Annotated in this window: 21 protein-coding genes; 9 read left to right on the top strand and 12 right to left on the bottom strand. The window is 71.7% G+C overall.

From position 1 onward, the window contains the following. The first annotated feature begins 61 nt into the window (after positions 1–61). A complete protein-coding gene (gene yczE, locus FB554_RS05625; RefSeq protein ID WP_236022292.1) occupies positions 62–736 on the top strand; it encodes a membrane protein YczE in 675 nt (224 codons plus the stop codon). A 133-nt stretch (positions 737–869) separates the two neighbouring features. Here the strand turns inward: yczE and hemE are convergent, their stop codons facing one another. Next, on the bottom strand, positions 870–1,949 hold the full coding sequence (hemE, locus tag FB554_RS05620; protein ID WP_236022291.1) for a uroporphyrinogen decarboxylase: 1,080 nt from the start codon (positions 1,947–1,949) through the stop codon (positions 870–872). A gap of 61 nt (positions 1,950–2,010) precedes the next feature. On the opposite strand from hemE, the gene FB554_RS05615 reads away from it, so the two are divergent. From FB554_RS05615 to FB554_RS05605, 3 genes are all read left to right on the top strand, one after another. Beyond that, positions 2,011–4,392, top strand: coding sequence for an ATP-binding cassette domain-containing protein (locus FB554_RS05615; protein WP_142005071.1), 2,382 nt, complete (start codon positions 2,011–2,013; stop codon positions 4,390–4,392). A gap of 69 nt (positions 4,393–4,461) precedes the next feature. Next, the gene (locus FB554_RS05610) at positions 4,462–5,052 is read left to right on the top strand and encodes a DUF3000 domain-containing protein (protein WP_142005070.1); all 591 of its coding nucleotides are present in this window, start codon (positions 4,462–4,464) and stop codon (positions 5,050–5,052) included. After that, positions 5,049–6,554, top strand: a complete 1,506-nt coding sequence (locus FB554_RS05605) for an HRDC domain-containing protein (protein WP_142005069.1) — start codon at positions 5,049–5,051, stop codon at positions 6,552–6,554. The genes FB554_RS05610 and FB554_RS05605 overlap by 4 nt, the downstream gene beginning before the upstream one ends. A 4-nt stretch (positions 6,555–6,558) precedes the next feature. On the opposite strand, the gene FB554_RS05600 is transcribed toward FB554_RS05605, so the two are convergent. Further along, positions 6,559–7,143, bottom strand: a complete 585-nt coding sequence (locus FB554_RS05600) for an NADPH-dependent FMN reductase (protein WP_142005068.1) — start codon at positions 7,141–7,143, stop codon at positions 6,559–6,561. Between the two features lie 167 nt (positions 7,144–7,310). Between FB554_RS05600 and FB554_RS05595 the strand changes: the two genes are divergently transcribed. The 4 genes from FB554_RS05595 (at position 7,311) to FB554_RS05580 (ending at position 13,296) form a co-directional block, all read left to right on the top strand. After that, positions 7,311–8,603, top strand: a complete 1,293-nt coding sequence (locus FB554_RS05595; RefSeq protein WP_142005067.1) for a thiolase family protein — start codon at positions 7,311–7,313, stop codon at positions 8,601–8,603. Further along, positions 8,603–10,708 carry a 3-hydroxyacyl-CoA dehydrogenase NAD-binding domain-containing protein gene (locus tag FB554_RS05590; RefSeq protein ID WP_142005066.1) on the top strand — a complete coding sequence of 702 codons (2,106 nt, stop codon included), beginning with the start codon at positions 8,603–8,605 and terminating at the stop codon, positions 10,706–10,708. The genes FB554_RS05595 and FB554_RS05590 overlap by 1 nt, the downstream gene beginning before the upstream one ends. 233 nt (positions 10,709–10,941) lie before the next feature. Beyond that, entirely contained in the window at positions 10,942–12,471 is a 1,530-nt protein-coding gene (locus FB554_RS05585) for a helix-turn-helix domain-containing protein (RefSeq protein ID WP_142005065.1), read from the top strand. 42 nt (positions 12,472–12,513) lie between these two features. Beyond that, on the top strand, positions 12,514–13,296 hold the full coding sequence (locus tag FB554_RS05580; protein ID WP_236022290.1) for a glycerophosphodiester phosphodiesterase family protein: 783 nt from the start codon (positions 12,514–12,516) through the stop codon (positions 13,294–13,296). Positions 13,297–13,413: 117 nt separating this feature from the next. On the opposite strand, the gene FB554_RS05575 is transcribed toward FB554_RS05580, so the two are convergent. Then, positions 13,414–14,871, bottom strand: a complete 1,458-nt coding sequence (locus FB554_RS05575) for an HNH endonuclease signature motif containing protein (RefSeq protein ID WP_142005064.1) — start codon at positions 14,869–14,871, stop codon at positions 13,414–13,416. A gap of 298 nt (positions 14,872–15,169) precedes the next feature. Here FB554_RS05575 and FB554_RS05570 point away from each other — a divergent pair, with 298 nt between their 5' ends. Further along, positions 15,170–15,523 carry a hypothetical protein gene (locus tag FB554_RS05570; protein ID WP_236022289.1) on the top strand — a complete coding sequence of 118 codons (354 nt, stop codon included), beginning with the start codon at positions 15,170–15,172 and terminating at the stop codon, positions 15,521–15,523. Positions 15,524–15,584: 61 nt separating this feature from the next. Here FB554_RS05570 and FB554_RS05565 read toward each other — a convergent pair whose 3' ends face one another. The 9 genes from FB554_RS05565 to FB554_RS05525 all read right to left on the bottom strand — a co-directional run bounded on the left by FB554_RS05565 (position 15,585) and on the right by FB554_RS05525 (position 25,798). Then, a complete protein-coding gene (locus FB554_RS05565; protein ID WP_142005063.1) occupies positions 15,585–16,607 on the bottom strand; it encodes a phosphotransferase in 1,023 nt (340 codons plus the stop codon). 7 nt (positions 16,608–16,614) lie between these two features. Then, a complete protein-coding gene (dxs, locus tag FB554_RS05560) occupies positions 16,615–18,489 on the bottom strand; it encodes a 1-deoxy-D-xylulose-5-phosphate synthase (protein ID WP_142005062.1) in 1,875 nt (624 codons plus the stop codon). Positions 18,490–18,649: 160 nt separating this feature from the next. Beyond that, on the bottom strand, positions 18,650–19,018 hold the full coding sequence (locus FB554_RS05555) for a hypothetical protein (RefSeq protein WP_170206790.1): 369 nt from the start codon (positions 19,016–19,018) through the stop codon (positions 18,650–18,652). A gap of 166 nt (positions 19,019–19,184) precedes the next feature. Then, a complete protein-coding gene (locus FB554_RS05550; RefSeq protein WP_142005061.1) occupies positions 19,185–20,462 on the bottom strand; it encodes an ABC transporter substrate-binding protein in 1,278 nt (425 codons plus the stop codon). Further along, entirely contained in the window at positions 20,459–21,655 is a 1,197-nt protein-coding gene (locus FB554_RS05545; RefSeq protein WP_211344535.1) for a branched-chain amino acid ABC transporter permease, read from the bottom strand. Before FB554_RS05545 ends, FB554_RS05550 begins: the two co-directional genes overlap by 4 nt. After that, positions 21,648–22,532 carry a branched-chain amino acid ABC transporter permease gene (locus FB554_RS05540; RefSeq protein ID WP_142005060.1) on the bottom strand — a complete coding sequence of 295 codons (885 nt, stop codon included), beginning with the start codon at positions 22,530–22,532 and terminating at the stop codon, positions 21,648–21,650. The genes FB554_RS05545 and FB554_RS05540 overlap by 8 nt, the downstream gene beginning before the upstream one ends. A gap of 2 nt (positions 22,533–22,534) precedes the next feature. After that, positions 22,535–23,413, bottom strand: coding sequence for an ABC transporter ATP-binding protein (locus FB554_RS05535; RefSeq protein ID WP_142005059.1), 879 nt, complete (start codon positions 23,411–23,413; stop codon positions 22,535–22,537). After that, complete coding sequence (locus tag FB554_RS05530) at positions 23,410–24,168, bottom strand: ABC transporter ATP-binding protein (RefSeq protein ID WP_236022288.1); 759 nt, start codon at positions 24,166–24,168, stop codon at positions 23,410–23,412. Before FB554_RS05530 ends, FB554_RS05535 begins: the two co-directional genes overlap by 4 nt. A 265-nt stretch (positions 24,169–24,433) precedes the next feature. Continuing rightward, positions 24,434–25,798 (bottom strand): C39 family peptidase, encoded by a 1,365-nt coding sequence (locus FB554_RS05525; RefSeq protein ID WP_142005057.1) that lies wholly within the window; start codon positions 25,796–25,798, stop codon positions 24,434–24,436. Positions 25,799–25,971 lie beyond the last annotated feature (173 nt).

The raw sequence follows: 25,971 nt of genomic DNA, 5'->3' as shown, positions 1-25,971 counted from the left end.
CAGGCCACTCTGCCGCAAGTGGCTCTTTATGAGAAGGCCATTGGTGCACGAGGCTGCTGGCATGGACAGCACCGACCTGGGCGACACCGCTCGTCGCGGCCATCGCCCGCTCCCCCGCCCGGCGCAGCTGCACGGTCCGGTGAGCCGGGGCGTCCGGCTGCTGCTCGGGCTCACGCTCTACGGCGCCTCCGTCGCGATGCTCATCGAGGCGGGGCTGGGCACGATGCCCTGGTCGGTGCTCGAGGTCGGTCTCGCCGGACGCCTGGGGGCCGACGTCGGGCTGGTGATCGTGCTGGTGAGCTTCGTGGTGCTGCTGCTGTGGCTGCCGCTGCGTCAGCGCCCGGGCATCGGCACCGTGGTCAACGCCGTATGGGTCGGGCCGGCGGCCACGGTCACGCTGCACCTGCTGCCGTCGCCGGGGGCACTGGTCGCGCAGCTGTCCCTGGCCGCCGCCGGGGTGGTGCTCAACGGACTCGCGACCGGCCTCTACATCGGCGCACGGCTCGGCCCCGGCCCGCGTGACGGGCTCATGACCGGCCTCCACGCGCGTACGGGCTGGAGCCTGCGGCTCGTGCGCACCGGGATCGAGATCGCCGTGGTGGCAACGGGATTCGCGCTCGGTGGCGTGGTCGGGGTGGGGACGCTCATGTATGCGCTCACGATCGGCCCGCTCGCCCAGCTCTTCCTGCGGATCTTCGACACCGCCCCCGACGCCGCCACCACGCGTCCGGGCTGAGGCCCGCACCCGCCGCTGACACGCGGTTGTCGTGCAGCGCCGTGCGCTGAAACGCGGTTGTAGCGCTTCGACTCTGCTGCAGCGGAGTCAAACCGCTAGAACCGCGTTTCAGCCCCGTCAGGCGCGCTGGCCGTCAGGCGCGCTGGGTGCGCTCGTGCACCAGCTCGACCACGCGGGTCAGCACGCCCGGGTCGGTCTGCGGGAGCACCCCGTGGCCGAGGTTGAAGATGTGGCCGGGGGCCTGCGCGCCGGACTCCAACGTCTCCAGCACCGCGCGCTCGACGGGCTCCCACGGCGCGAACAGCAGCGCCGGGTCGAGGTTGCCCTGCACCGCGTGCCGTCCGCCGGCCCGCCGCGCACCCTCGGCCAGCGGCACCCGGAAGTCGACGCCGATCACCTCGCACCCGGCGTCGGCCATCGCCCCCAGCAGCTCGCCGGTGCCGACGCCGAAGTGGATGCGGGGCACGCCCGAGTCTGCAACGGTGGCAAGGGCTTTCGCGGAGTGCTGCTGCACCTGGCGGGTGTAGTCGTCCAGCGACAGCGCGCCCGCCCACGAGTCGAACAGCTGCACCGCCGAGGCCCCCGCCTCGACCTGGACGCGCAGGAACTCCCCCGAGATCTGCGCCAGCCGCGCGCACAGGTCGTGCCACAGCTGCGGGTCGCCGGCCATGAGCGCCTTGGTCTTCTCGTGGTTGCGCGAGGGGCCGCCCTCGACCAGATAGCTGGCCAGCGTGAACGGCGCCCCCGCGAAGCCGATGAGCGGCGTGCCGCCGAGCGCCGACACCAGCCGGCGCACCGACTCGGCGATGTCGGTGACGTGCTCGGGCGTCAGCTCCGGAAGCCGGTCGAGGTCGGCGCGGGTGCGGATCGGCTCGGCGACGACCGGCCCCACCCCGGCGACGATGTCGAGGTCGACACCCACCGCCTGCAGCGGGACGACGATGTCGCTGAAGAAGATCGCCGCGTCGACGCCGTGCCGGCGCACCGGCTGCAGAGTGATCTCGGTGACCAGGTCGGGGGTGCGGCAGGCCTGCAGCATGGGCACGTCCGCGCGGACCTCGCGATACTCCGGCAGCGAGCGACCGGCCTGGCGCATGAACCACACCGGCGTGCGCTCGACCTGCTGCCCTCGGGCCGCCCGCACCAGCACGCTGTCGGCGGGGTCGCCGGGGGTGGGCAGGGTCAGGGTCTGCGGCACGGGAGCAGTGGTCACGCGAGGATCCTCCCAAACGAGTACCTTCGCCTCGTCACCACGCACCCTCGGAGGGACTCCCATGCCTGAGGCCACCCCGTCGTCGACCCCCGCCGCGGCCGACAGCCACGACCTGATCCGGGTGCAGGGCGCCCGCGAGAACAACCTCAAGGACGTCGACGTCGAGCTGCCCAAGCGCCGGCTCACGGTGTTCACGGGGGTGTCGGGATCGGGCAAGAGCTCGCTGGTGTTCGCCACGATCGCCGCCGAGTCGCAGCGGATGATCAACGAGACCTACAGCACCTTCGTGCAGGGCTTCATGCCGACCATGGCGCGCCCCGACGTCGACGTGCTCGAGGGCCTGACCACCGCGATCATCGTCGACCAGGAGCGGATGGGCTCCAACCCGCGCTCCACGGTCGGCACCGTGACCGACGCCAACGCCATGCTGCGCATCCTGTTCTCCCGCCTGGGCGAGCCGCACATCGGCTCGCCCCAGGCGTACTCCTTCAACGTCGCCTCGATCAGCGGCGCCGGCGCGGTGACCATCGAGAAGGAGGGCCAGCAGCTCAAGGAGCGCCGCGAGTTCTCCATCACCGGCGGCATGTGCCCGCGCTGCGAGGGCCGCGGCAGCGTGTCCGACTTCGACCTGACCGCGCTCTACGACGAGGAGCTGTCGCTCAACGAGGGCGCGCTGAAGATCCCGGGCTACTCGATGGACGGGTGGTACGGCCGGATCTTCCGCGGCGCCGGCTTCTTCGACCCGGACAAGCCGATCAAGAAGTTCACCAAGAAGCAGCTGCAGGACCTGCTCTACAAGGAGCCGACCAAGATCAAGGTCGAGGGCGTCAACGTCACCTACGAGGGCCTCATCCCGAAGATCCGCAAGTCGATGCTCGCCAAGGACCGCGAGGCGATGCAGCCGCACATCCGGGCCTTCGTCGACCGGGCGATCACCTTCCAGACCTGCCCCGAGTGCGACGGCACCCGGCTGACCGAGGCCGCCCGCTCCTCGAAGATCGCGGGCATCAGCATCGCCGACGCCTGCGCCATGCAGATCAGCGACCTCGCCGACTGGGTGCGCGACCTGGACGAGCCGTCGGTCGGGCCGCTGCTGAAGAACCTCGGCGACACGCTCGACTCCTTCGTCGGCATCGGTCTGGGCTATCTCAGCCTCGACCGCCCCTCCGGCACGCTGTCCGGCGGTGAGTCGCAGCGCACCAAGATGATCCGGCACCTGGGCTCCTCGCTCACCGACGTGACGTACGTCTTCGACGAGCCGACCATCGGGCTGCACCCGCACGACATCGAGCGGATGAACACCTTGCTGCTGCAGCTGCGCGACAAGGGCAACACGGTGCTCGTCGTCGAGCACAAGCCCGAGACCATCGCGATCGCCGACCACGTGGTCGACCTCGGCCCGCACGCCGGCACCTCCGGCGGCGAGGTGTGCTTCCAGGGCACCGTCGAGGGGCTGCGCGCCAGCGACACCCTCACCGGCCGCCACCTCGACGACCGCGCGAGCCTGAAGCCCGACACGCGAGAAGCGAGCGGCGCCATCGAGATTCGCGGCGCCGACGACCACAACCTGCACAGCGTCGACGTCGACGTGCCGCTGGGGGTGCTCACCGTCGTCACCGGGGTCGCCGGCTCCGGCAAGAGCTCGCTCATCCACGGCTCGCTCGGCCGGCGCGACGACGTCGTCTCGATCGACCAGGGCGCCATCAAGGGGTCGCGGCGCAGCAACCCGGCGACCTACACCGGCCTGCTCGACCCCGTCCGCAAGGCCTTCGCCAAGGCCAACGGCGTCAAGCCCGGCCTGTTCAGCGCCAACTCCGAGGGCGCGTGCCCGGTCTGCAACGGCGCCGGCGTGATCTACACCGAGCTGGGTTTCATGGAGACCGTCTCCAGCCCGTGCGAGGAGTGCGGCGGCAAACGGTTCAAGCCCGAGGTGCTGGACTACCGCCTCGGCGGCAAGGACATCGCCGAGGTGCTGGCGATGACCGTCGACGAGGCCGAGGCGTTCTTCGCCGACGGCGAGGCGCGCACGCCGGCCGCGCACAAGATCCTCGACCGGCTCGCCGACGTCGGCCTCGGCTACCTCACCCTGGGCCAGCCGCTCACCACCCTCTCCGGCGGCGAGCGGCAGCGGCTCAAGCTCGCCACGCACATGGGCGACAAGGGCGGGGTCTACATCCTCGACGAGCCCACGACCGGGCTGCACCTGGCCGACGTCGAGCAGCTGCTCGGGCTGCTCGACCGGCTCGTCGACTCCGGCAAGTCGGTCATCGTCATCGAGCACCACCAGGCCGTCATGGCCCACGCCGACTGGATCATCGACCTCGGGCCCGGCGCCGGGCACGACGGCGGGCGGGTCGTCTTCGAGGGCACGCCCGCCGACCTGGTCCAGGGCCGGGCGACGACGACGGGAGAGCATCTGGCGGCGTACGTCGGTGCCGGCTGAGCCGGCTTTCGCACCTGCCCCTCGGCGTGGTGCGCTGCGTGGGCCGGACCCGCGACCTACAGTGCTCGAGTGAGCACGCGCAGCCTGCACGGCGACGCCTCGGCCACCTTCGACGCGGCGGCCCGAGAGCTGTCCGCTGTGCGCCTGCGCCCCGAGGTCCGCCTCACCGAGGTGCCGGCCCCCGGCCGCATCGCCCCGCACTCCCTGGCCCTGACCGCCGAGGTCATCCCCGACCACCACGACGCCGACGACGCCGAGCTGGCGTCCGGCCGGTTCGTGCTGCTGCACGACCCCGCCGCGCCCGAGCCGTGGGACGGCACCTGGCGGATCGTGACGTTCGCTCGGGCCGAGCTCGAGCCCGAGACGGCCTCCGACCCGCTGCTGGGCGAGGTCGGCTGGAGCTGGCTCGTCGACTCCCTCACCGAGCACGGCGCCGCGTTCGCCGCCGAGGGCGGCACCGTCACCCGCGTGGTCTCCGAGAGCTTCGCCGCGCTGTCCGAGCGTCCGCCGTCGGTCGAGATCGAGGTGCGGGCCTCCTGGACCCCCGTCGGCGACGACTTCGGCGCCCACCTGCAGGCCTGGGGGGCGCTGCTGTGCACGATCGCCGGCCTCCCCCCGCTGCCCGAGGGCGTCGTGGCCCTGCCCGGGCAACGGCGATGAGTCGGCGCGCCACCTCCGCCGCCGGACCGCCCCGACCACGCGACGAGCCTGACGAGACCACCGAGGCGCCGACGGAGGCGCCGACCGAGGCAGCCGTCGAAGCACCGGCCGACAGCACGGTCGAGGCACCGACCGACCCCACCGCCACGGAGCCCGACCCCACCGCCACGGAGCCCGACCTGCCGGCCGCTGGGTCGGAGGCGGTGACCGCTGGGGGCGAGAAGCCTGTGGCCGACGAGCCTGAGGCCGAGCCGTCCTACCCGGTGCTCGCGGAGCCCGCCGACGGCGTACCCCCGGTGGTCGAGTCCGAGCGTGACCTGCTGCGCGCCGCCGAAGCGATCGCGGCGGGCACCGGGCCGGTCGCGGTGGACGCCGAGCGGGCCAGCGGGTATCGCTACGGCAACCGCGCCTATCTCGTCCAGCTGCGCCGCGCCGGCGCCGGCACGTGGCTGATCGACCCGATCGCCGTGCCGGACCTGGCCCCGCTGCAGGAGGCGATCGGCGACACCGAGTGGATCCTGCACGCCGCCACCCAGGACCTGCCCTGCCTGGCCGAGGTCGGCATGCGCCCGGCCGCGCTGTTCGACACCGAGCTGGGCGGGCGCCTCGCCGGGCTCCCCCGCGTGGGGCTGTCGGCGGTCGTCGAGCACTACCTGGGGCTCTCGCTCGCCAAGGAGCACTCGGCGGTCGACTGGTCGACGCGGCCGCTGCCCGAGCCGTGGCTGCGCTACGCCGCGCTCGACGTCGAGGTGCTCGCCGAGGTGCGCGACCGGCTGGCCGCCGACCTCGCGCAGCAGGGCAAGGCCGAGCTGGCCGCCCAGGAGTTCGACGCGCTCACCCGCTTCACCGGGCCGCCGCAGCGCACCGACCCGTGGCGCCGCACGTCGGGCATGCACCGGCTGCGCGACCGGCGCGCGCTCGCGCGGGTGCGCGAGCTGTGGCAGACGCGCGACGACATCGCCCGCGAGCGTGACCTCGCGCCCGGGCGGGTGCTGCCCGACGCGCTGATCGTGCAGCTGGCCGCGAGCGACCCGCGCACGGGCGAGGACCTCACGGCGCTGTCGTCGTCGGGCGGGGTCAGCCAGCGCGGTCGACGGCGGCCGGCGCACCGGTCGCTGGCGAGGTATCAGCGGCAGTGGCTCGAGGCCGTACGCCGGGCCGACCAGCTCCCGCAGGCGCAGCTGCCGCCGTCGGCCCTGCGCAGCGACGCTCCCCCGCCGCCGCGCGCCTGGGCCGACCGCGAGCCGGTGGCCGCCGCCCGCCTGGCCGTGGTCCGTGAGCGGCTCACCGAGGTGTCCGAGCAGCAACAGATCCCGGTCGAGAACCTGCTCACCCCCGACAGCCTGCGGCGGGTGCTGTGGACGCCCCCGGAGCCCGCCGACGAGGGGGGCTTCCGTGCCGCGCTGACCGAGCTGGGCGCCCGCCCGTGGCAGGTCGACCTCGTGGTGCCGTTGCTGCTCGACGCGGTGCGCGACCACCCCGACGAGGAGCCGGCGAGCTGAGCGGTCAGCCCGCCACCTGCACCGCGCCCACGTGCGCGACCAGCGTCTGCGCGGCCGACTCCAGCTCCTGCCGGTGCCGCTCGACGTCGGACGCGGCGTCGACCAGGCGGAAGTCGGAGCCGTAGCTGCTCTGCGGCGGGAGCGAGATCTCGACGTTGGGGGCCACCAGGTCGCCCTTGACGAACTCCAGCACCGACCGCAGCTGCGCACCACCGAGACCGCCGCCACCCGCGCCGTAGCTCACCAGCAGCATCGGCTTGCCGGTCCACTCGGGGAACAGGTAGTCGATCGCGTTCTTCACCGACGCGGGGTAGCCGCCGTTGTACTGCGGGGTCAGCCACACCACGGCATCGGCGTCGCGCACCAGGCCGCTCCAGGTGCGGGTGTGCTCGTGGGCGTAGTCGCCGCCGCTGGCCGCGGCCATCACCGGCTCGTCGAGCAGCGGCAGGCCCAGCTCGGCCAGGTCCGCGACGGTCACCTCGGCCCCGGCCGCCTCGAGGATGGGCTTGATCTGGGCAGCCAGCTGGTCACCGACGCGCACCGGGCGGGCGCTTCCGACGACGAGCAGGACTCGGGCCTGGGGGTTCACGGGAGGTCTCCTGTTCTCACGAGGTTGGTCCACCTCGCCTCATCTACATAGGCGAACTATCCGAACGCCCGAAGGGGTGGGGGCATTCCCCGGCCGGCGTACTGACGAGTAACAAAGTCACGTAGAGTGCCGCTCGACACCCACTGGCCCACTCCTTGGGAGGCACCGTGCCCCGTTCGTTGTCCGAAGTCGTCTTCGTCGACGGGGTGCGCACCCCGTTCGGCAAGGCGGGCGAGAAGGGCATCTACGCCCAGACCCGCGCCGACGACCTGGTGATCAACTGCATCCGCGAGCTGCTGCGTCGCCAGCCGCAGCTCCCGGCCGAGAAGGTCGAGGAGGTCGCGATCGCCGCGACCACCCAGATCGGCGACCAGGGTCTGACGCTGGGCCGGGTGGCGGCGCTGCTGTCGGGCCTGCCCAAGACCACGCCGGGCTACTCCGTCGACCGGATGTGCGCGGGCGCGATGACGGCCGTGACCAACACCGCCTCGAGCATCGCGTTCGGCGCCTACGACGTCGCCATCGCCGGCGGCGTCGAGCACATGGGCCGGCACCCGATGGGCGAGGGCGTCGACCCCAACCCGCGGATCGTAGCCGAGAAGCTGGTCGACCCCTCGGCGCTGGTCATGGGGTCCACGGCGGAGAACCTGCACGACCGGTTCCCCGAGATCACCAAGCAGCGGGCCGACGAGTTCGCGGTGGGCAGCCAGCGCAAGCTGGCGAAGGCGTACGACGACGGCAAGATCCAGCCCGACCTGGTCACCGTCGCCACCCGCCACGACGAGCGCGGCTGGGGCCTGGCCACGGCCGACGAGCCGCCGCGCCCGGGTGCGACCGTCGAGGGTCTGGCCGACCTGAAGACGCCGTTCCGCCCGCACGGCAACGTCACCGCCGGCAACGCCGCGGGCCTCAACGACGGTGCCACCGCGTGCCTGCTCGCCTCCGAGCAGGCCGCCGAGGAGCTCGGGCTCCCGGTCGGGATGCGCCTGGTGTCGTACGCCTTCGTCGGCGTCGAGCCTGAGGTCATGGGCATCGGCCCGGTCCCCGCGACCGAGAAGGCGCTCGGCAAGGCCGGCCTCACGATCGAGGACATCGGCCTGTTCGAGCTCAACGAGGCCTTCGCCGTGCAGGTGCTGGCCTTCCTCGACCACTTCGACATCGCCGACGACGACGAGCGGGTCAACCCCTGGGGCGGCGCGATCGCCACCGGCCACCCGCTGGCCTCCTCCGGCGTGCGCCTCATGACCCAGCTGTCGCGGCAGTTCGCGGAGAACCCCGACGTGCGCTACGGCCTCACCGCCATGTGCATCGGCATCGGCATGGGCGGCGCGGTGATCTGGGAGAACCCGCACCACCCCGACTACGCCGGCTATTCCGGGACCCAGGGCGGCAAGGGCGAGAACCCTTCTGCCACAACGCCTTCCAGCGACAGCACCGACGACGAGAAGGGCGCCGCCTGATGACCACCACCACGCTCCCGGCGACCGACGAGGTCGTCACGCACGCGCGCGTGCAGGACGTCGCGCTGCCCGGCGGGGCCGGCACGTTCGCGCTGATCACGCTCGACAACGGCTTCGACCACACCAAGCCCAACAGCTTCGGCCCGCAGGGTCTGGCCGAGCTGGCCGGGGTGCTCGACGAGCTGCACCGCCGCGCCGAGGCCGGTGAGATCGTCGGCGTCGGCATCACCGGCAAGCCGTTCATCTTCGCCGTGGGCGCCGACCTCACCGGGGTGCCCGCCATCGCCACGCGCGAGCAGGCGCTGGAGATCGCCCGGCTCGGGCACGAGACCTTCCAGAAGATCTCCGACCTGCCGGTCCCGACCTTCGCGTTCGTCAACGGGGCGTCGATGGGTGGCGGCGTCGAGATCGCGCTCTACGCCGACCACCGCACGATCTCCTCGGGCGTGCCGGCCTACGCCACGCCCGAGTGCTTCCTCGGCCTGGTCCCGGGGTGGGGCGGCACCTATCTGCTCCCCCACCTGATCGGCGTCGAGAACGCGCTCACCCTGATCGTCGCGAACCCGCTGGCCAACAACAAGATGATCAACGGCAAGCAGGCCTTCGAGCTGGGGGTGGCCGACGAGCTCATCGAGCCGGTGACCTTCCTGGAGGACTCGATCGCGTTCGCCGCCAAGGTGATTCGCGGCGAAGAGTCTCCCGCGCGCACGGCCGTCGACACCTCCGCGCAGGCGTGGGACGGCGCCGTCGAGGCCGCTCGCCAGCAGGTGCTCGCCAAGACCGGCGGCTCCGCCCCGGCGCCGCTGCGCGCGCTCGACCTGGTGCAGGCGGCTCGCACCGCGAGCCGCGAGGAGGCGTTCGAGGCCGAGAACGAGGCCCTGGCCGACCTGCTCATGACCGACGAGCTGCGGTCGGGGCTGTATGCGTTCGACCTGGTGCAGAAGCGCGCCAAGCGTCCCGCCGGAGCCCCGGACAAGTCGCTCGCCCGTCCGGTCACCAAGGTCGGCATCGTCGGCGCCGGCCTGATGGCCAGCCAGATGGCGCTGCTGTTCGCCCGGCGCCTCGAGGTGCCCGTGGTGCTCACCGACCTGGACCAGGACCGCGTCGACAAGGGTGTGCAGTACGTCCACGACGAGGTCGACAAGCTGCTCGCCAAGGGGCGCGTCAACCCCGACAAGGCGAACCGGCTCAAGGGTCTGGTGACCGGGTCGGTCGACAAGGCCGCGTTCGGCGACGCCGACTTCGTCATCGAGGCCGTGTTCGAGGAGATGGGCGTCAAGCAGAAGGTGTTCGCCGAGGTCGAGCAGGTCGTCTCGCCCGAGTGCGTCCTGGCGACCAACACCTCCTCGCTGTCGATCACCGAGATGGCCGAGGGCCTGCAGCACCCCGAGCGGGTCGTGGGCTTCCACTTCTTCAACCCGGTCGCCGTCATGCCGCTGCTGGAGATCATCCGCGGCGACGCGACCGACGACGCGACCCTGGCCACGGCGTTCGCCACCGGCAAGGGCCTGAAGAAGACCAGCATCCTGGTGAAGAACTCCCCCTCGTTCGTGGTCAACCGGCTGCTCGGCCGGTTCATGGGCGAGGCCGGCCGGGTCGCCGACGAGGGCACGCCCTTCGAGGTCGTCGAGAAGGCGTTCGCCGGCGTGACCCCGATGCCGCCGTTCATGCTGATCAGCCTGGTCGGCCCGGCCATCGCGCTGCACAACAGCGAGACGCTGCACGGCGCCTTCCCCGACCGGTTCTACGTCTCCCCCAACCTCGCCAAGGTCGTGGAGGCGAAGATCCCGAGCTTCTACGGCAGCGACGGCGCGCTCGACCCGGCCGTGCTCGACCTGTTCGAGCCGGCCGCCGAGCCGGTGGAGCTCACCGAGGAGCAGGTGCGCACCCGGGCCCTGGAGGCCCTCGCCGACGAGACCCGCCGGATGCTCGACGAGGGCGTGGTCGCCGACCCGCGCGACATCGACCTTGCGATGATCACCGGCGCCGGCTTCCCGTTCTGGAACGGCGGGGTCACGCCGTTGCTGGACCGCACCGGGATCGCCGAGCGCGTCACCGGGCAGCGCTTCCTCGAGCGTGGCGCAGCCTCGGTGCCGCAGGCCTGAGGCGACAGGACCGCACCGTGGTCTGAGCCGGGCAGCACCTCCCGCGCAGGCGGCCGGGCGTCGATCGACGCCCGGCCGCCTCGTGCGTTCGGCACCGGCGGCGCATCGTTCGTCTCTCGCCGCACGTCGTTTGTCTCCGCCGACACATGAGGTACGTTCGCTGTTCACCGCGTGCTGCACGACACACCGCCACAACCCTGTTCATATCTCATATGTGATCTACAGTGGAGCGCGTGACGAACGACCAACTCACTCGCGTGGGCAACCTCATCAGAGACGCCCGTCGCCAGCGCCAGCTGACGCAGACCGAGCTGGCGTCCGCCCTCGGCACCAGCCAGAGTGCCGTCGCCCGCATCGAACAAGGCAAGCAGAACCTCAGCCTGGAGACCCTGGCCCGCATCAGCGAGGCCCTCGACTCGGAGATCGTGACCACCGTGACATCGAACGCACCTGTGAACCTGCGCATCGAGGGCGGCCGCAAGCTGTCCGGCGAGATCGACGTCCGCACGTCGAAGAACGCCGCCGTGGCGTGTCTGTGCGCCGCCCTGCTGAACAAGGGCCGCACCACCCTGCGCGACCTCGCGCGCATCGAAGAGGTCAACCGGATCACCGAGGTGCTCAACTCCATCGGGGTCAAGACCCGCTGGCTGCCGGACAGCAGCGACCTGGAGATCACCCCGCCCGAGCGCATCGACCTGGACGCGATGGACGAGGGCGCCGCCCGGCGTACGCGCACGATCCTGATGTTCCTCGGCCCGCTGCTGCACGAGTTCGAGGAGTTCAAGCTCCCCAACGCCGGCGGTTGCGACCTCGGCTCGCGCACCGTCGAGCCGCACCTGCACGCGCTGCGCTCGTTCGGGCTCAACGTCGTCGCCTCGCACGGCTACTACCACGCGACCGTCGACGCCGACCGCCACCCGGACAAGCCGATCATCCTCACCGAGCGCGGCGACACGGTCACCGAGAACGCGCTGTTCGCCGCCGCGAAGTACCCCGGGACCACGGTGATCCGCAACGCCAGCCCCAACTACATGGTCCAGGACCTGTGCTTCTTCCTGCAGAAGCTCGGCGTGACCATCGAGGGCATCGGCACCACCACGCTCACCGTCACCGGTGTCGCCGAGATCGACCAGGACGTGGAGTACTACCCCTCCGAGGACCCGATCGAGGCCATGTCGCTGCTCGCGGCCGCCGTCGTCACCGAGTCGGAGATCACCATCCGCCGGGTGCCGATCGAGTTCATGGAGATCGAGCTGACGCTGCTCGCCGACATGGGCATGAAGTACGAGCTGTCGGAGGAGTACACCTCCAACAACGGCCACACCCGCCTGGTGAACCTGCGCACGATCCCCGGCCCGCTCAAGGCGCCGAAGGACAAGATCCACCCGATGCCCTTCCCGGGGCTCAACATCGACAACCTGCCGTTCTTCGCCGCGATCGCCGCGGTCGCCGAGGGGCAGACGACCCTGCACGACTGGGTCTACGAGAACCGGGCGATCTACCTCACCGAGCTCACCCCGCTCGGCGTCAAGGTGCAGCTGATGGACCCGCACCGGGTGCTCATCGAGGGCCCGACCCGCTGGCGCCCGGCCGAGGTCATGTGCCCGCCCGCGCTGCGCCCGGCCATGGTCGTGCTGCTCGCGATGCTCGCCGCGCCCGGCGAGTCGGTGCTGCGCAACATCTACGTCATCAGCCGCGGCTACGAGGAGCTGGACTCCCGGCTCAACGCGCTGGGTGCCAACATCCAGACGTTCCGCGACTGACCCGGCCCGCCGGGCGACATCGCAGGGCGACGGGGCGCACGCGTGGCGCGGACGGCATACCTCGAGCACGACGGTCCGATCGCGATGGCTCATCGCGGCTTCTCCACCGACGGGCTCGAGAACACCATGGCGGCGTTCGAGGCGGCCGTCGATCTCGACTTCGGCTACGTCGAGACCGACGTGCACGCTACGGCCGACCGGGTGCTGCTGGCCTTCCACGACGAGACCCTCGACCGGGTCACCGACGGCGCCGGCAGCATCTGGGACCAGCCGTGGCACCGGGTGCGTGAGGCGCGCATCGGCGGCACCGAACAGATCCCGACGCTGGGCGAGCTGTTCGAGACCTGGCCGCGGTTGCGGGTGAACATCGACATCAAGTCCGAGCCGGCTGTCCTGCCGCTGGTCGAGTGCGTCGAGCGGCACCGCGCCTGGGACCGGGTGTGCGTCACGTCGTTCTCCGACCGACGCCGGCGAGCAGCGCTGCGCCGATTGTCGAAGCCGGTGGCCACCTCGGGCGGCCAGTCGGTGACGACGGCGTTCGTGCTGGCCGCGAACAGCCGGGTCCCGGGAGCGGTCCGCGCCGCGCTGCGTGGGGTCGACTGCCTGCAGGTTCCGGTATCGCACAAGGGGATTCCCGTCGTGACACCGCGCACCATCGCGGCCACGCACGCCGTCGGGGTGCAGGTGCACGTGTGGACCGTCAACGAGTCCGACGAGATGCGCCGACTGCTCGACCTGGGCGTCGACGGACTGATCACCGACCGCGCGGACCTGCTGCGCCAGGTGCTGACCGAGCGCGGCGAATGGGCCGATCGCGGCTGGTGACCAACGCGTTCGGAGCGCGGCTGGTGACCAGCGTGTTCGGAGCGCGACGAGCAGTCGCCTCAGGAGGTGACTGGGCAGCAGCCCCCTCGGGCGCGTGAGATCCGGTGCGCGCATCATTCACTCGCGTCGGTGGATCTGGACGGTCTTGCGGCCGTCGGGGCCGGTGGTGATGGTGGCCCGGGTGCCGGGTTTGTGGATGTCGCGGTGGTCTCGCCCGCACAACGGGACCGCGTGCTCCAGGTCGGTGGCCCCGCCCCTGGACCAGGGATGCTCGTGGTGCAGCTCGGTCCAGGCGAACGGGCTGTCACACCCCTGCACCGCGCACTGGTCATACTTCGTAGCCAGCGCGGTGCGTTGCGCCTCGCTGAAGAACCGTTTCGCCCGACCCAGGTCCAACGGCTGCGACGCCCCGCCCAGCACCACCGGCACGATCCCGGCGTTGCACGCCAACCGGCGCGCGTCCCCCGCGCTGATGTCGTGCCCGGTGTCCAGATGCGCCGCGGCCAGATCCGCCACCAGCTGCTCCCGGGTCATCGTCACCACCACGGTCGCGGCGACCTTGCCGGGCAACCGATCGGTCGGCAGATGCTCCAACAGCTCCACCAATGCCAGGCCGTACCGGTGCGGCCAGTCCACCCCCACCCACGACCCCCGCCCAGCACGATCGTCCACGGCCGCGCCACCGGCCGAGGCCGTGCCACTGGCCGGGGCCGGTGCGCTCCTCGCAGCGCCGGTGGCCGTGGCCCGGTCGCGGGTAACCTCGTCGCCGGTCGCGCCCGAGGCGCCGGTGCCGGTGGTGCTGCCGCGGCGGGGCGCGGCCAGCTGTTGCACGGCCTTGCGCAAGATGTCCCCGGCCAGGCGAGGCAGCACGAACGACCCGGACACCGTGCCGTCACTGTTGTCATGCATGCTCAACCGGCACCGGCCCAACGCCGAGGCTTCCTCCCCGCGCAGGACCTGGTCCTCGTGCTCATCGACCGCCTGCTGATCGGGCTCGACCACGGCCAGCGCCCGCCGGGCCGCACCCCGCAACCGGGCCGGGCTCATCCGCGCCGCCTCACCCACCAGTGACGCCTCGACCCGCACCACCTGCTCCGCGGTCAAACCTTCGGGCAGCTGCTTGATCGCCCACGCGATCACTGCCGCGTGCTCCGGCGACACCGCCCCCTCGGCCATGGCCTGCCCCGTCACCGGCAGCACCGACTCCAACGTCTCAGCCAGGTCGGCCTCCCGGGTCGCGGCACCACCGCTGGTGTGCGTCCGGCTCGCCAACCACGCCCCGGTCGTGGAGAACCCCGACCGGCGCGCGACCTGAGACCGGTTCGCGCACGCCACCAACCGCAGCCGCAACGAGGCCACCCGCCGGGACAGACGCTCCACCTCCGAGACCGCCCGCCCGACCGCGTCCGCCTCGGCGACCACCGTCGCGTCCGGCTGATCACCCAGGGCGTCCAACGTCGCGTGCAGCTGCGCCAACGCCGTCGCCACCGTGATCCCCTCGTCCGACAGCGGGCCCGACGCTTGCCCGGGCTCGACGATGTGGTCGGTCGCCGGTTCCACCGTGGTCGCGGTCATGGTCTTCACCCCCCTGGTGAATCGCACTGATGTTCGATACCAGGAACACTAGGGCCGGCCACCGACAAGCCCCCCGAACCCGCGTCAAACCAACGAAATCTCGCGGGAACCAGGGTCTCGATACGCCCGCTCGTCCCTCGCGGGCTACTCGACCACCTTCAGAGCTGGCCTACTCGACCAGCGTGGGCTCGGCTCGACCGGTCTCGATACGGCCTCGTCCCTCGGCCTACTCGACCAGCATGGGGACGGGCGTACTCGGGTTTCACCTTGATCTGCGCCCGCTGGCATGCTGGCCCGCATGAGCGTCGCCGCCGTCTTCCTGCTCGTCGCGTTCGGGGCCATGCTCGTCGTGTCCGTCCTCATGGGCCTCACCGCGCACCGAGGGCAGGTCTGCACCCCGGGAGACGGGTACGACGTCCCCGACCGGGTGCGTCAGGACCCCGAGCTGCGGGCCCGGGCCAACGACGAGGTGGGCAGGGCGGCGGTGCTCGCGGGTCTGCTGTCGCTCGCCCCGATGGTCTTCGCCGGATGGTTGCTGCTGCGGCCGGGGGATCACGAAGTCAGCACCGGGGTGCTCGCCGCGTGCGCCGCGTACGGGTTGTTCGTCGCGGTCGTCGGACGGCTGCCGTTCGAGCGGATGAAGCGTTGGTAGCCGGGGTCTCGATACGCCCGCTCGTCCCTCGCGGGCTACTCGACCAGCATGACGGGGCGGGCTACTCGGCCGAGCGGGGTGAGGCGATCCGGACGATCTCCTGCGCCCACCCGTCGGCGTGCGGCTGCCACTGGCCACGCTCGGGGTCGGTCGCGCGCGTCAGGGCCCGGTCCCAGCTGAGGATCCGCGCGACCCGGGCGAGCAGCATCGCGTCGGGAACCACGCGCTCGAGCTCGGCCACCGGACGTACGTCGGCCCAGCCGGACAGGTAGGCCCGCACCAGCCGCTGGTCACGCTCGGGATCTGCTGCCAGGCCGAAGTGGTACTCCGGGTTGCGCAGCGCGATGAGCAGCGACCCGAACGGGTGCCCGACGTAGGCGTCACCCCAGTCGAAGATCTTCGCCTCCTGCATCGCCGAACTCGTTGCGGCGCAAGTGAATACGTTGCCCGCGTGCAGGTCGCCGTGCTCGATGGTCGGGGGCAGCCCGAGCGCCTCCAACCGGTCCGCAGCCGACCGCAGCGCCTCGTCGGCGACCCTCTCCTCCGGCCGCCCGCGCGCCACCCACGCCGACACCAGGGCGCGCGACCCCCACCTCGGCACTCCCCCGTCGACCAACGCGTCGACCACGCCGACCGACGCCCGCTGGAGCCGGGCATACCTGCGCAGCACGGCCGACCACAGGCTGGTGATGGTGTCGGCGTTCGCGACCTGCCGCAGGGTGCGCCCCTGGTCGGGACAGACGAACCACTCACGCTCCGCGTCGCTCACCCACACAGGCGACAGAAGATCCGGCGCGACTCGCGAAAGACGTTCGTAGACAAGGGTTTCCGGCGACGACTCGGGGACGTTCGCCTTGAACCATCCCCGCCCCTGGTCGGTCTCGATCACCAGTTGGGTCGACCACGGACGTACGCGCGGCTGGCGTGGCGTCGTCGGGTGCCGGGTGATCCCGCGGCGGGGCAGCACGTCGTCGAACCAACGGGTGACCTCCCAGCGCCAGGCGTCGGTGTCCCAGACCTCGCTCGCCGGGCCGAAGCGGTCGGACCCGGGCAGCGGTGCGGGGGCGTCGTCGCGGCGCGTCACGCGGCGTTCAGTCGCGCGGCCCGAGCCGCTGGACCATGGCGGTGCTCACGATGTCGGCCGTCAGGCCGATCTCCTCGAGCACCTGCCCGCGCGAGGCGTGGTCGAGGAAGCGCTTCGGGATGCCGAAGCAGTGCACCGGCTGCTCCTGGCGCTGCTCGCGCATCGCGCTGGTCACCGACGAACCGATGCCGCCGACCACCAGGTTGTCCTCGATGACCACGACGTGCTGCGCGCGGCGGGTGAGCCGCAGCAGGTCGTCGCTCACCGGCAGCACCCACCGCGGGTCGACCACCATCGTCGAATGTCCTTGTGCCGCAAGCTTTCCCGCGACGTCGACAGCGGTCGAGCACATCGACCCGACGCCGACGACCAGGACCTCGGGCTCGTCGTCGCAGTCGACCAGCACGTCGACCGTGCCGTCGCGGCGCGCGGCCTCGATCGGGTCGGCGACGTCGCCCTTGGGGAAGCGGATGATCGTCGGGGCGTCGTCGACGGCGACCGCCTCGCGCAGCTGCTGCTTGACCTGCTCGCCGTCGCGCGGCGCGGCCAGGCGCAGCCCGGGCACGATCGAGGCGACGGTCATGTCCCACATGCCGTTGTGCGACGGCCCGTCGCTGCCGGTCACGCCCGCGCGGTCGAGCACGAACGTCACGCCCTGCTTGTGCAGCGCGCAGTCCATCAGCAGCTGGTCGAACGCCCGGTTGAGGAACGTGGCGTACACCGCGACGACCGGGTGCAGACCGGCGTACGCCAGGCCCGAGGCCATCGTCACGGCGTGCTGCTCGGCGATGCCGACGTCGAAGACGCGCTCGGGGTACGCCTTCGCGAACCCGTCGAGCCCGACCGGGATGAGCATGGCCGCGGTGATCGCGACGATGTCGGGCCGCTCGGCGCCGAGCCGCACCATCTCGTCGTTGAACTCGTCGGTCCAGATGCGCCCGCTGACCTCGAACGGCAGACCGGTCTCGGGGTTGAACTTGCCGACGCCGTGCCACTGGTCGGCCTCGTCGAGCGCCGCCGGGTCGTAGCCGCGGCCCTTCTCGGTGAAGGTGTGCACGATGACCGGGCCACCGAAGTCGCGCGCGAGCGTCAGCGCGTCCTCCAGCGCCTGCTCGTCGTGCCCGTCGACCGGGCCGAGGTACTTGATCCCGAGGTCCTCGAACATCCCCTGCGGGGACACGATGTCCTTCAGGCCCTTCTTGACCCCGTGCAGGGTGTCGTACATCGGGCCGCCCACGACGGGCGTGCGGTTCAGCGCCCCGCGGCCCCAGTCGAGCATCTTCTCGTAGCGCCGGGTCGCGCGCATCGACGCCAGGTGTTGGGCCATGCCGCCGATCGTCGGCGCGTAGGAGCGGGTGTTGTCGTTGACGACGATGACCAGCTTGAGGGTCTCGTCGACGGCGATGTTGTTGAGCGCCTCCCAGGCCATGCCCCCGGTGAGCGCGCCGTCACCGATGATCGCGACGGTGTGCCGATCGTCCTCGCCCGCGAGCCGGCGCGCCTTGGCGATGCCCTCCGCCCAGGACAGCGAGGTGGACGCGTGGGAGTTCTCGACGACGTCGTGCTCGGACTCGGCGCGGCTGGGGTAGCCGGACAGCCCGTCCTTCTTCTTCAGCGCGGAGAAGTCGTGCCGCCCGGTGAGCAGCTTGTGCACGTACGACTGGTGCCCCGTGTCGAACACGATCGTGTCGCGCGGGGAGTCGAAGATGCGGTGCAGCGCGATGGTCAGCTCCACGACGCCGAGGTTGGGGCCCAGGTGCCCGCCGGTCTTGGCGACGGAGGTCACCAGGAAGTCCCGGATCTCCTGCGCGAGGTCGTCGAGGCGGCCCGGCTCCAACCGCTTGAGGTCGGCCGGGGAGTTGATGTGCTTCAGCAGTGTCATGTGGTGCTGGCGCCTTCCCATACGTGACGCACGAGTCTATGCGGTGGTGGACGTCCGGGCCGCGACCCGGGTTCGCGCGTCCGCGCTCCCCGTCGGAAATTCCACCCTTTCGAGCCGCGCCCGCGCCACGTCCGGCGGGGTGGGCAGCAGCGCGCGCCGCTCACAGCCGCGGCACGTAGCGCTTGCCCTGCATCGCCTCGTGCACCAGCTCCACGCTGCGCGCCGTCGCGCGCAGCCGCAGCCCCTCGGCCGCGAGATGCTCCATCACCTGCGGCAGCGCCCGCTCGGACAGCTCGTCGCCGAGGTCGACCCGCACCCGCCGGTACGCCTGGCGCATCGCGTCGAGCTGGGCCTGCACGTGCCAGGTGGCCACCCAGGCGAGCGCGCGCGGGTGCCGCCGCCAGGCGTCGTAGGCCCGGAAGTCGGCCGGGCACTGGTCGAGCAGCCAGGCGGTCGCCGCCCGCTCCCAGCCCGGCGCGTCGGGTGGCGGCACGCCGCGCGGCCATCCCGGCGGGCCTGCGTCGATCATGTCACCAGACTAGAACACCTGTTCGAGTCCGGGCCAGTGGGGCGGTGCGGGCGAGGGTCTCGATACGCCGCGCTCGTCCCTCGCACGGCTACTCGACCAGCATGTGCCGCGCGGCTACTCGACCAACATGTGCCGCGCGGCTACTCGACCGGCGTGGTGCTCGACCTCACTTCTGGAACGGCGTCTTGTACGTCAGGGCCGCGTCCGAGGCCGCGGGACCCTCGATGACCTTGAGCCCGCCCGGAACTGCGGCCGGCTGCATCAGGTACCCCGCGCGCGTCGACGGCTGGCCCGGCTGGGTGAAGTCCAGCGGCGGGGTGAGACCGCGCGTGTCCACCGAGGTCTTGCGCACCGCCTTGAGGATCCCCTCGCGGGTCATGTCGCCGTCGGAGCAGGCCTGCTTGAGGATCGCGCCCCACACCAGGCCGTTGGCGTACCCCTGGTTCGGGCCGTACGTCGGCACCTGGTTGGGCTGGTCCTTGGCGAACCGGGTGGAGATCTCCTGCGCCAGCGGCGTCTTGTCGTAGTTGTAGGGCACCTGCAGCGCCGAGCTGGTGAACTGCCCGCTCAGCAGCACGCTGCGCGCCGGCGACTGCAGCAGCTGCGGGGTGAACGACGGGCCGCTGCCGAAGATCGGCACCCGCATGCCCTGCGACGAGGCGACACCGAGCGCCGAACCGGTCTGCGCGGGCGTCGTGGTCAGCACCAGTGCCTTGACGCCGGACGAGCGCATCCGGGTCACCGCCGAGGTCAGGTCGCTCTCGGTCGAGGTCACCGACGCGCTCACCAGCCGCATGCCGTTCTGCTTGGTGTAGTACTGCGAGCCCTTGAGGCCGTTCTTGCCGTACTCGGAGTCGATGTAGATGTGGCCGATCGTGTCGCCCTTCTTGATCTTCCCCTCCTCCTGCAGGTAGCTGAGCCCGTTGATCACCTCGACGTCGTACGTCGGGCCCACCATCACGACGTTGGGCACGTCGAGGTTGTCCGAGGCCCATGAGGCCGGGATGGCCGCGATCTTGTCGTTGACGATCGGCTTCTTCAGGGCGGCCAGGATCGGCGAGCCGAGCAGCTGGACCAGGCCCAGCACGTTGGGCTTCATCTGGTTGTACAGCGGCACGGCCTTCTCCGCGGAGTAGCCGTGGTCGGCCGAGACCAGCTTGATCTGCCGGCCGCAGATGCCGCCGGTGGCGTTGACGTCCTGGGCCCACATCTGCGAGCCCTGCGTGATGGCCAGGCCGAGCACCTTGAACACGCCGGAGGTGTCGGTGAGCGACCCGAGCGTGATGGTGTCGTCAGTGACCCCGACGTCGGTCTTCAGGCCGCGGGCGCCGCCGCCTCCCCCGACGCTCTCCGGGGTCTTCAGGCTGCACCCGGTGAGCACCAGGGCCAGGGCGGCCCCGGTCGCGGCGGTGGCGCGGAACGTACGACGGCTGGGGCGGGTCATGAGGAGGTTCCTTTCCCGGTGGTGGCCGAGCGCTGCACCAGGCCGCGCAGCCGTCGGCCGATGCCGGCGAGTCCGCCGGGCTCGAAGATGATGATGAGCACGACGAGCGCGCCGTAGAGCAGGTTGGTGACGACGACCGGGGTGAACCCGGTGCCGGACAGGTCGCTCTCACCCCGCAGCAGCGGGATCAGCTGGGGCAGCCCGAAGACCAGCGCCGCCCCGAACAGCACGCCGGTCAGCGACCCGAGGCCGCCGATGACGCACATGGCCAGGAAGGCGATCGCGACGACGGTGCTGTAGGTGCCGGCGTCGACCGACTCGTCGGGCTTGAGCAGGCCGTCGTACCACCAGACGACCATCACTCCGGCGAGCCCGGCGTACGCCGACGACACCGCGAACGCGTTGGCCTTCTGCTTCGCGACGGGCACGCCCATCACGGTCGCGACGGCCTCGTTGTCGCGCAGCGAGCGCCACCCGCGGCCGATCCGGCCGTTGACGGTGCCGCGGCCGACGAAGTACGCCAGCGCGGTCAGCGCGGCGAACAGCCAGAACATCCGCTCGTCCTTGCCGATCTGCACGTTCAGCACGTGCAGCTGGCCCTCGTTCGTGCCGAAGTCGAAGCCGAACAGGTTCAGCGCCGGCGCGTAACGGCCGCTGGAGGTCGAGCCGAAGATGTCGGTGAAGGTGCGGGCCAGCCAGTAGCCGAGGAACACCAGGCTGAGCGAGGCGACACCGAGGTAGATGCCGCGCAGCCGGCCGGAGATCGGCGCGAACGCCGCCCCCACACCGCCGGTGATGACCACCGCGAGGATCGCGGCGATCCAGGACGGCAGCCCCAGCCCGAAGTAGTCGTCGCCCGTGCGCGGGCCGGCGAGGACGGCGTACGCCGCGCCGCCGATGAGCACGAAGAAGGAGTGCGCCAGCGACAGCTGGCCGGCCTGGCCGATGAGCATGGTCAGCCCCATGCCGCCGACCGCGCCGACCATGATCCAGTTGAGGACCAGCAGGTAGGGATCGGTGACGAACAGCGGGATCGCCCAGACGACGAGCACGCCCAGCGCGGCCAGGGCCCAGCCGATGATCCGGCGGCGGCCGGCGTCGGCGCGCACGGCGGTCACGGGTTGCGTGCTCGGCGTGGACTCAGGGGTGTCGCCGGCGTCGGCCGACGGGTGCGTCGTGGTGAGGTCAGACACGGAGCTGCTCCACCTTCCCGAACAGGCCCGACGGGCGGGCGACGAGCACGGCCAGCATCACGAGGTAGACCGCGACCTTGGCGAAGTCGAGGTTGACGTACTGCGCGGCGAGGGCGTCGGTGAGCCCGACGATCAGGCCGCCGACCACCGCGCCGCCGGGCGAGGTGAGCCCGCCGATGATCGCCGCGGGGAACGCGGCGAACGCGATCGTGTGGCTGGCCAGCAGTCCGGTGCCGCCGCCGATGTCGGTGGTGGCGAGGAACAGCACGGCGATGCCGGCGAGGGCGCCGCCGACCAGCCAGGCGCTCGCGGTGACCCGCCAGCTGCGGATGCCCATGAGCGCCGATGCCTCACGGTTCTCCGACTGGGCGCGCATCGCGAGGCCCCAGGTGGTGTAGCGGAAGGCCAGGAAGAAGATCGCGAGCAGCACGATCGCGACGGCGAGCGCCACGAGGAAGGTGCGCGCGACGCTGACCCCGAACAGGCTCACCGGCTTGGCGTCGTAGGGGTCGCCGAGGAACGGTGGCGACTGGGTGCCGATCCGCCGCACGATCTCGGTGAAGACGAAGATGTCGACACCGATGGTGAGGATCGCGAGGCTGTCGCTGTGCGCGTTGCGCGCGTTGGCGAGCAGCACCCGCTCGATGAACAGGGCGAGCGCGGCGCCGGCCACGACCGCCGCCACGGCGCCGAGCAGCCAGCTGCCGGAGGCGTCCTTGACGAGGTAGGCGATGTAGCCGGCGAAGATCGCGATCGAGCCGTGGGCGAAGTTCACGGTCTCGGTGGCCTTGTAGATGATCACGAAGCCGACGGCCAGCAGCGCGAAGACCGCGCCCTTGCCGAGGCCGTTGACCAGGACCTGGATCAGGGTGTCCATGCTCAGGCCTTCCCTTCGTCGTGGTTGCCGTCGCGCCCGGACTCGTCGTCGTCGCTGCCGAGGTAGGCCCGGATCACCTCGGGGTCGCGCTGCACCGCCGCGGGCACGTCGTCGGCGATGCGGCGGCCGAAGTCGAGCACCGTGACCCGGTCGGCGATGCCCATGACCAGCCCCATGTCGTGCTCGACCAGCAGGATCGAGATGCCCAGCTCGTCGCGGATCTGGTGGATCAGCTCGGCCATCTCGGCGGTCTCGCTGGCGTTCATGCCGGCGGCCGGTTCGTCGAGCAGCAGCACGGTCGGCTCCACGTTGAGCGCCCGCGCGATGTCGACCCGCTTCTGGTCGCCGTAGGACAGCGCGGCCGCCGGCTTGTGCAGGTGCGCGCTCAGGCCGAGGAAGTCGCAGATCTCGGCGGCCCGCTGCTGGTGCCGGCGCTCCTGGCGCATGGTCCACGGGGCGCGGACGGCGTACTGCACGAACCCGCCCTTGGTCAGGGCGTAGCGACCGAGCATCGCGTTGTCGAGCACGCTGGAGGTGCCGACCAGGGCCAGGTTCTGGAAGGCCCGCCCGATGCCGAGCGCCGGGATCTTGTGCGCCGCGGTGCGGGTCAGGTCGGTGTCGCCGAGCCGGATGGTGCCCGAGGCCAGCCGGTAGATGCCGGTGATGGCGTTGAAGCAGGTCGACTTGCCGGCGCCGTTGGGGCCGATCAGCGCGTGGATCGTGCCGGGACGCACCGTGAAGGACACGTCGTCGAGGGCCACGATGCCGCCGAAGCGCACGGTGATCCCGTCGACCTCCAGCGGCTGCACGTCACGGCCGACGTCGACCGGCTGCCCGGGGGTCTCGGGGGTCTCGGGGGTCTCGGGTGCCAGGGTGCTCATCCGCGCCACACCTCCAGTCCGCGGCGGCTGCGCGCCGAGCGGGCGGCCGCCTGGGTCTCCAGCTGGGCGGCGTCCTCGCTCTCGGCGTGCCCGCCGAGGTAGAGCCGCTGCACGTCCTCGGAGTCGGCGAGCTCGCGGGCCGGGCCCTGCAGCGCCAGCTCGCCCACCTCGAGCACCACGGCCAGGTCGCTGACCCGCAGCGCCATCGTGGCGTTCTGCTCGACCAGCACCACCGCGGTGCCGCGCTCGTTGATCTCGGTCACGATGCGCCCGATGCGGTTGATCATCTGCGGCGCGAGCCCGAGCGAGGGCTCGTCGAGCAGCAGCACCTCGGGGTCGGCCATCATCGCCCGGCCGATCGCGAGCATCTGCTGCTCGCCGCCGGACAGCAGCCCGCCCGGCTGCCCCGCGCGCTCCTTGAGGATCGGGAACAGGTCGTAGACCCGCTCGCGCGCCTCGTCGCGCGCGGAGGCCGGTGCCGCGAGGCCGCCGGCCCGCAGGTTCTCCTCCACGCTCATCCGTCCGAAGATCTGCCGGCCCTCGGGGACCTGCAGCACCTTCTTGCGCACGACGCCGGCCGGGTCGAGCCGGTCGAGCCGCTCACCGGCGTACTCCACGCTGCCGCCGATGATCGAGCCGCCGTGCAGCCCGAGCGTGCCGGAGATCGCACGCAGCAGCGTCGACTTGCCGGCCCCGTTGCTGCCCAGGACCGCGACCACCTGACCGTCGGGCACCTCGAAGCTGACACCGCGCAAGGCGGTGACAGAACGCCCGTACCTCACTGAGAGGTCATTGATGCTGAGCACCGAACTCCCTTGTCCCGCAATCCGATTCGCGATCCAAAAAGGGGCCGGCAAGAAGCCGGCCCCCTGTCGCGCTGGGCTTGACTATGAGGCAGATCACACAGCGGTTGTTGGTCGGACCACTTTCCGTGACCTTTTCGTGACCTTACTCGGTCGTCCGGCGAGAACCCTCTTGACGGGAGGGGGTCTCATCGGGCTGAGCAAGCGCTCGCTTAGTTCACCAGTTCGGCTGGTCGGGCGCCGCCGGGAGCCGGCGGTCGGGCGGTGCCAGCACGTAGACCAGGCCGCCGGAGTGCGGCAGCCAGACGTTCTCCAGCTGGTCGCGCCGGTACGTCACCCGCACCTGGCCGTTGTCGGGCACCAGGTGGCTGGCCGGGTCGTTGCAGACCGGGTCGCCCTGGGCGTCGAACCCGCACAGCACGAGCAGGTGGCCGCTGGTGGAGTAGCCCGCGCCGTCGAGCTCGCCGGCGTCGAACGAGACCGACAGCACCAGCGGGACGCCCGCGGCGATCAGCACCTCGGCCTCGCGCAGCGACCGCAGCCGGGTGACGAACCCGCGCAGCCCGAGCGTCGCGGCGTAGGCCGGGTTGAACGGCCAGTTGCCGCACCCGTCGTAGGCGTGGTCGTAGGTGGCGCGCGCGGCGTGGTCGACCTGCGGGTCGGGCGGCACGGTCACCCACGCGGTGTCGGCGGCGCTCGGGCCGCGCCGCCAGAAGTCGGCGATCATCGACACCGACGTCGGGGAGCACCACGCCTCTCCCCCGTTGTCCCACTCGGGGTAGTGCCCGGCGTGCACCTCCTGCGACAGCGGCGGCACCGGGAGCACGACGCCGCGCGCCGGGCCGGGCTGGCTCACCGGCACGCTCGAGGCGCTCGGCAGCGCCGAGGCCATCGCGGTCAGCAGGGTGACCCGGGGCGTGACGTCGGTGCCGGGCCGGCGCATGAGCTGGACCCGCAGCTGCACGGAGCGCAGCGTGCGGTCGTCGACGGTCGCGAGCGTGTCGGTCCAGACCGTCGCGATCTCGGTCTCCTGCCCGTCGACGCTGGTGCGGTGGATCGCGCCGCCCTGCTCGGGGTGCTCGGAGCACCAGCGGCCGAGCACGAACCAGTCGGTGCGCCGCCCGTCGGGCGTGCGGCCGCGCACGCCCACCTCGATCCAGGTGCCGCTCGGGGTGGTGGCGTTCCACGACGCGACCAGCTGGGTCAGGTCGAAGCCGGACTGCAGCGTGGGCGAGGTCCACGTCCCGACCTCGAACGTCGCCGGGCTCGCGACCGGCGCGAACGGGTCGACGTACGTCCGCGTCTCGCGCGGCGCGGCGAGCTCGATGCCGTCGCGCACCACGCGCGTGCCCTCGCCCTGGCCGCGCAGGAACCCCGTCGCGGAGTCGAACCGGTGGAGCCGGATGTCGCGCCCGTCGGTCGCCGCCCGGGCCAGCGGCGGACGTACGGCCGTGGCCAGCGCCCCTCCCACGGCCAGGCTGGTGCTCAGCGCCGCCCGGCGGGTCAGCGTCGGGAGCCGCCGCCGCTCGTCGTCCTCCAGGTTCGCCCCGTCCGGTCGCACCCGCGCGCTGCGGTCGCTCATGCCTGTATCCCCTTGTCATCCCCTGTCGAGCGCAGCCGCGCTCGCGCCCGTCCACCCTTGCACACCGCGCCGGCCCAGGACCGCGAAAGCCCCACTCCCCTCGGGGGAGCGGGGCCTTCGCGGTCGCGCGCGTCAGGTCACGAACGAACCAGCCTCGGCGATGATGCCGGCAG

The organism is Barrientosiimonas humi, from assembly GCF_006716095.1.
GTDB classification, from domain to species: Bacteria; Actinomycetota; Actinomycetes; order Actinomycetales; family Dermatophilaceae; genus Barrientosiimonas; species Barrientosiimonas humi.
The sequence above is the reverse complement of the archived record's forward strand: the minus strand, read 5'-3'. Positions and strand labels throughout refer to the sequence as shown.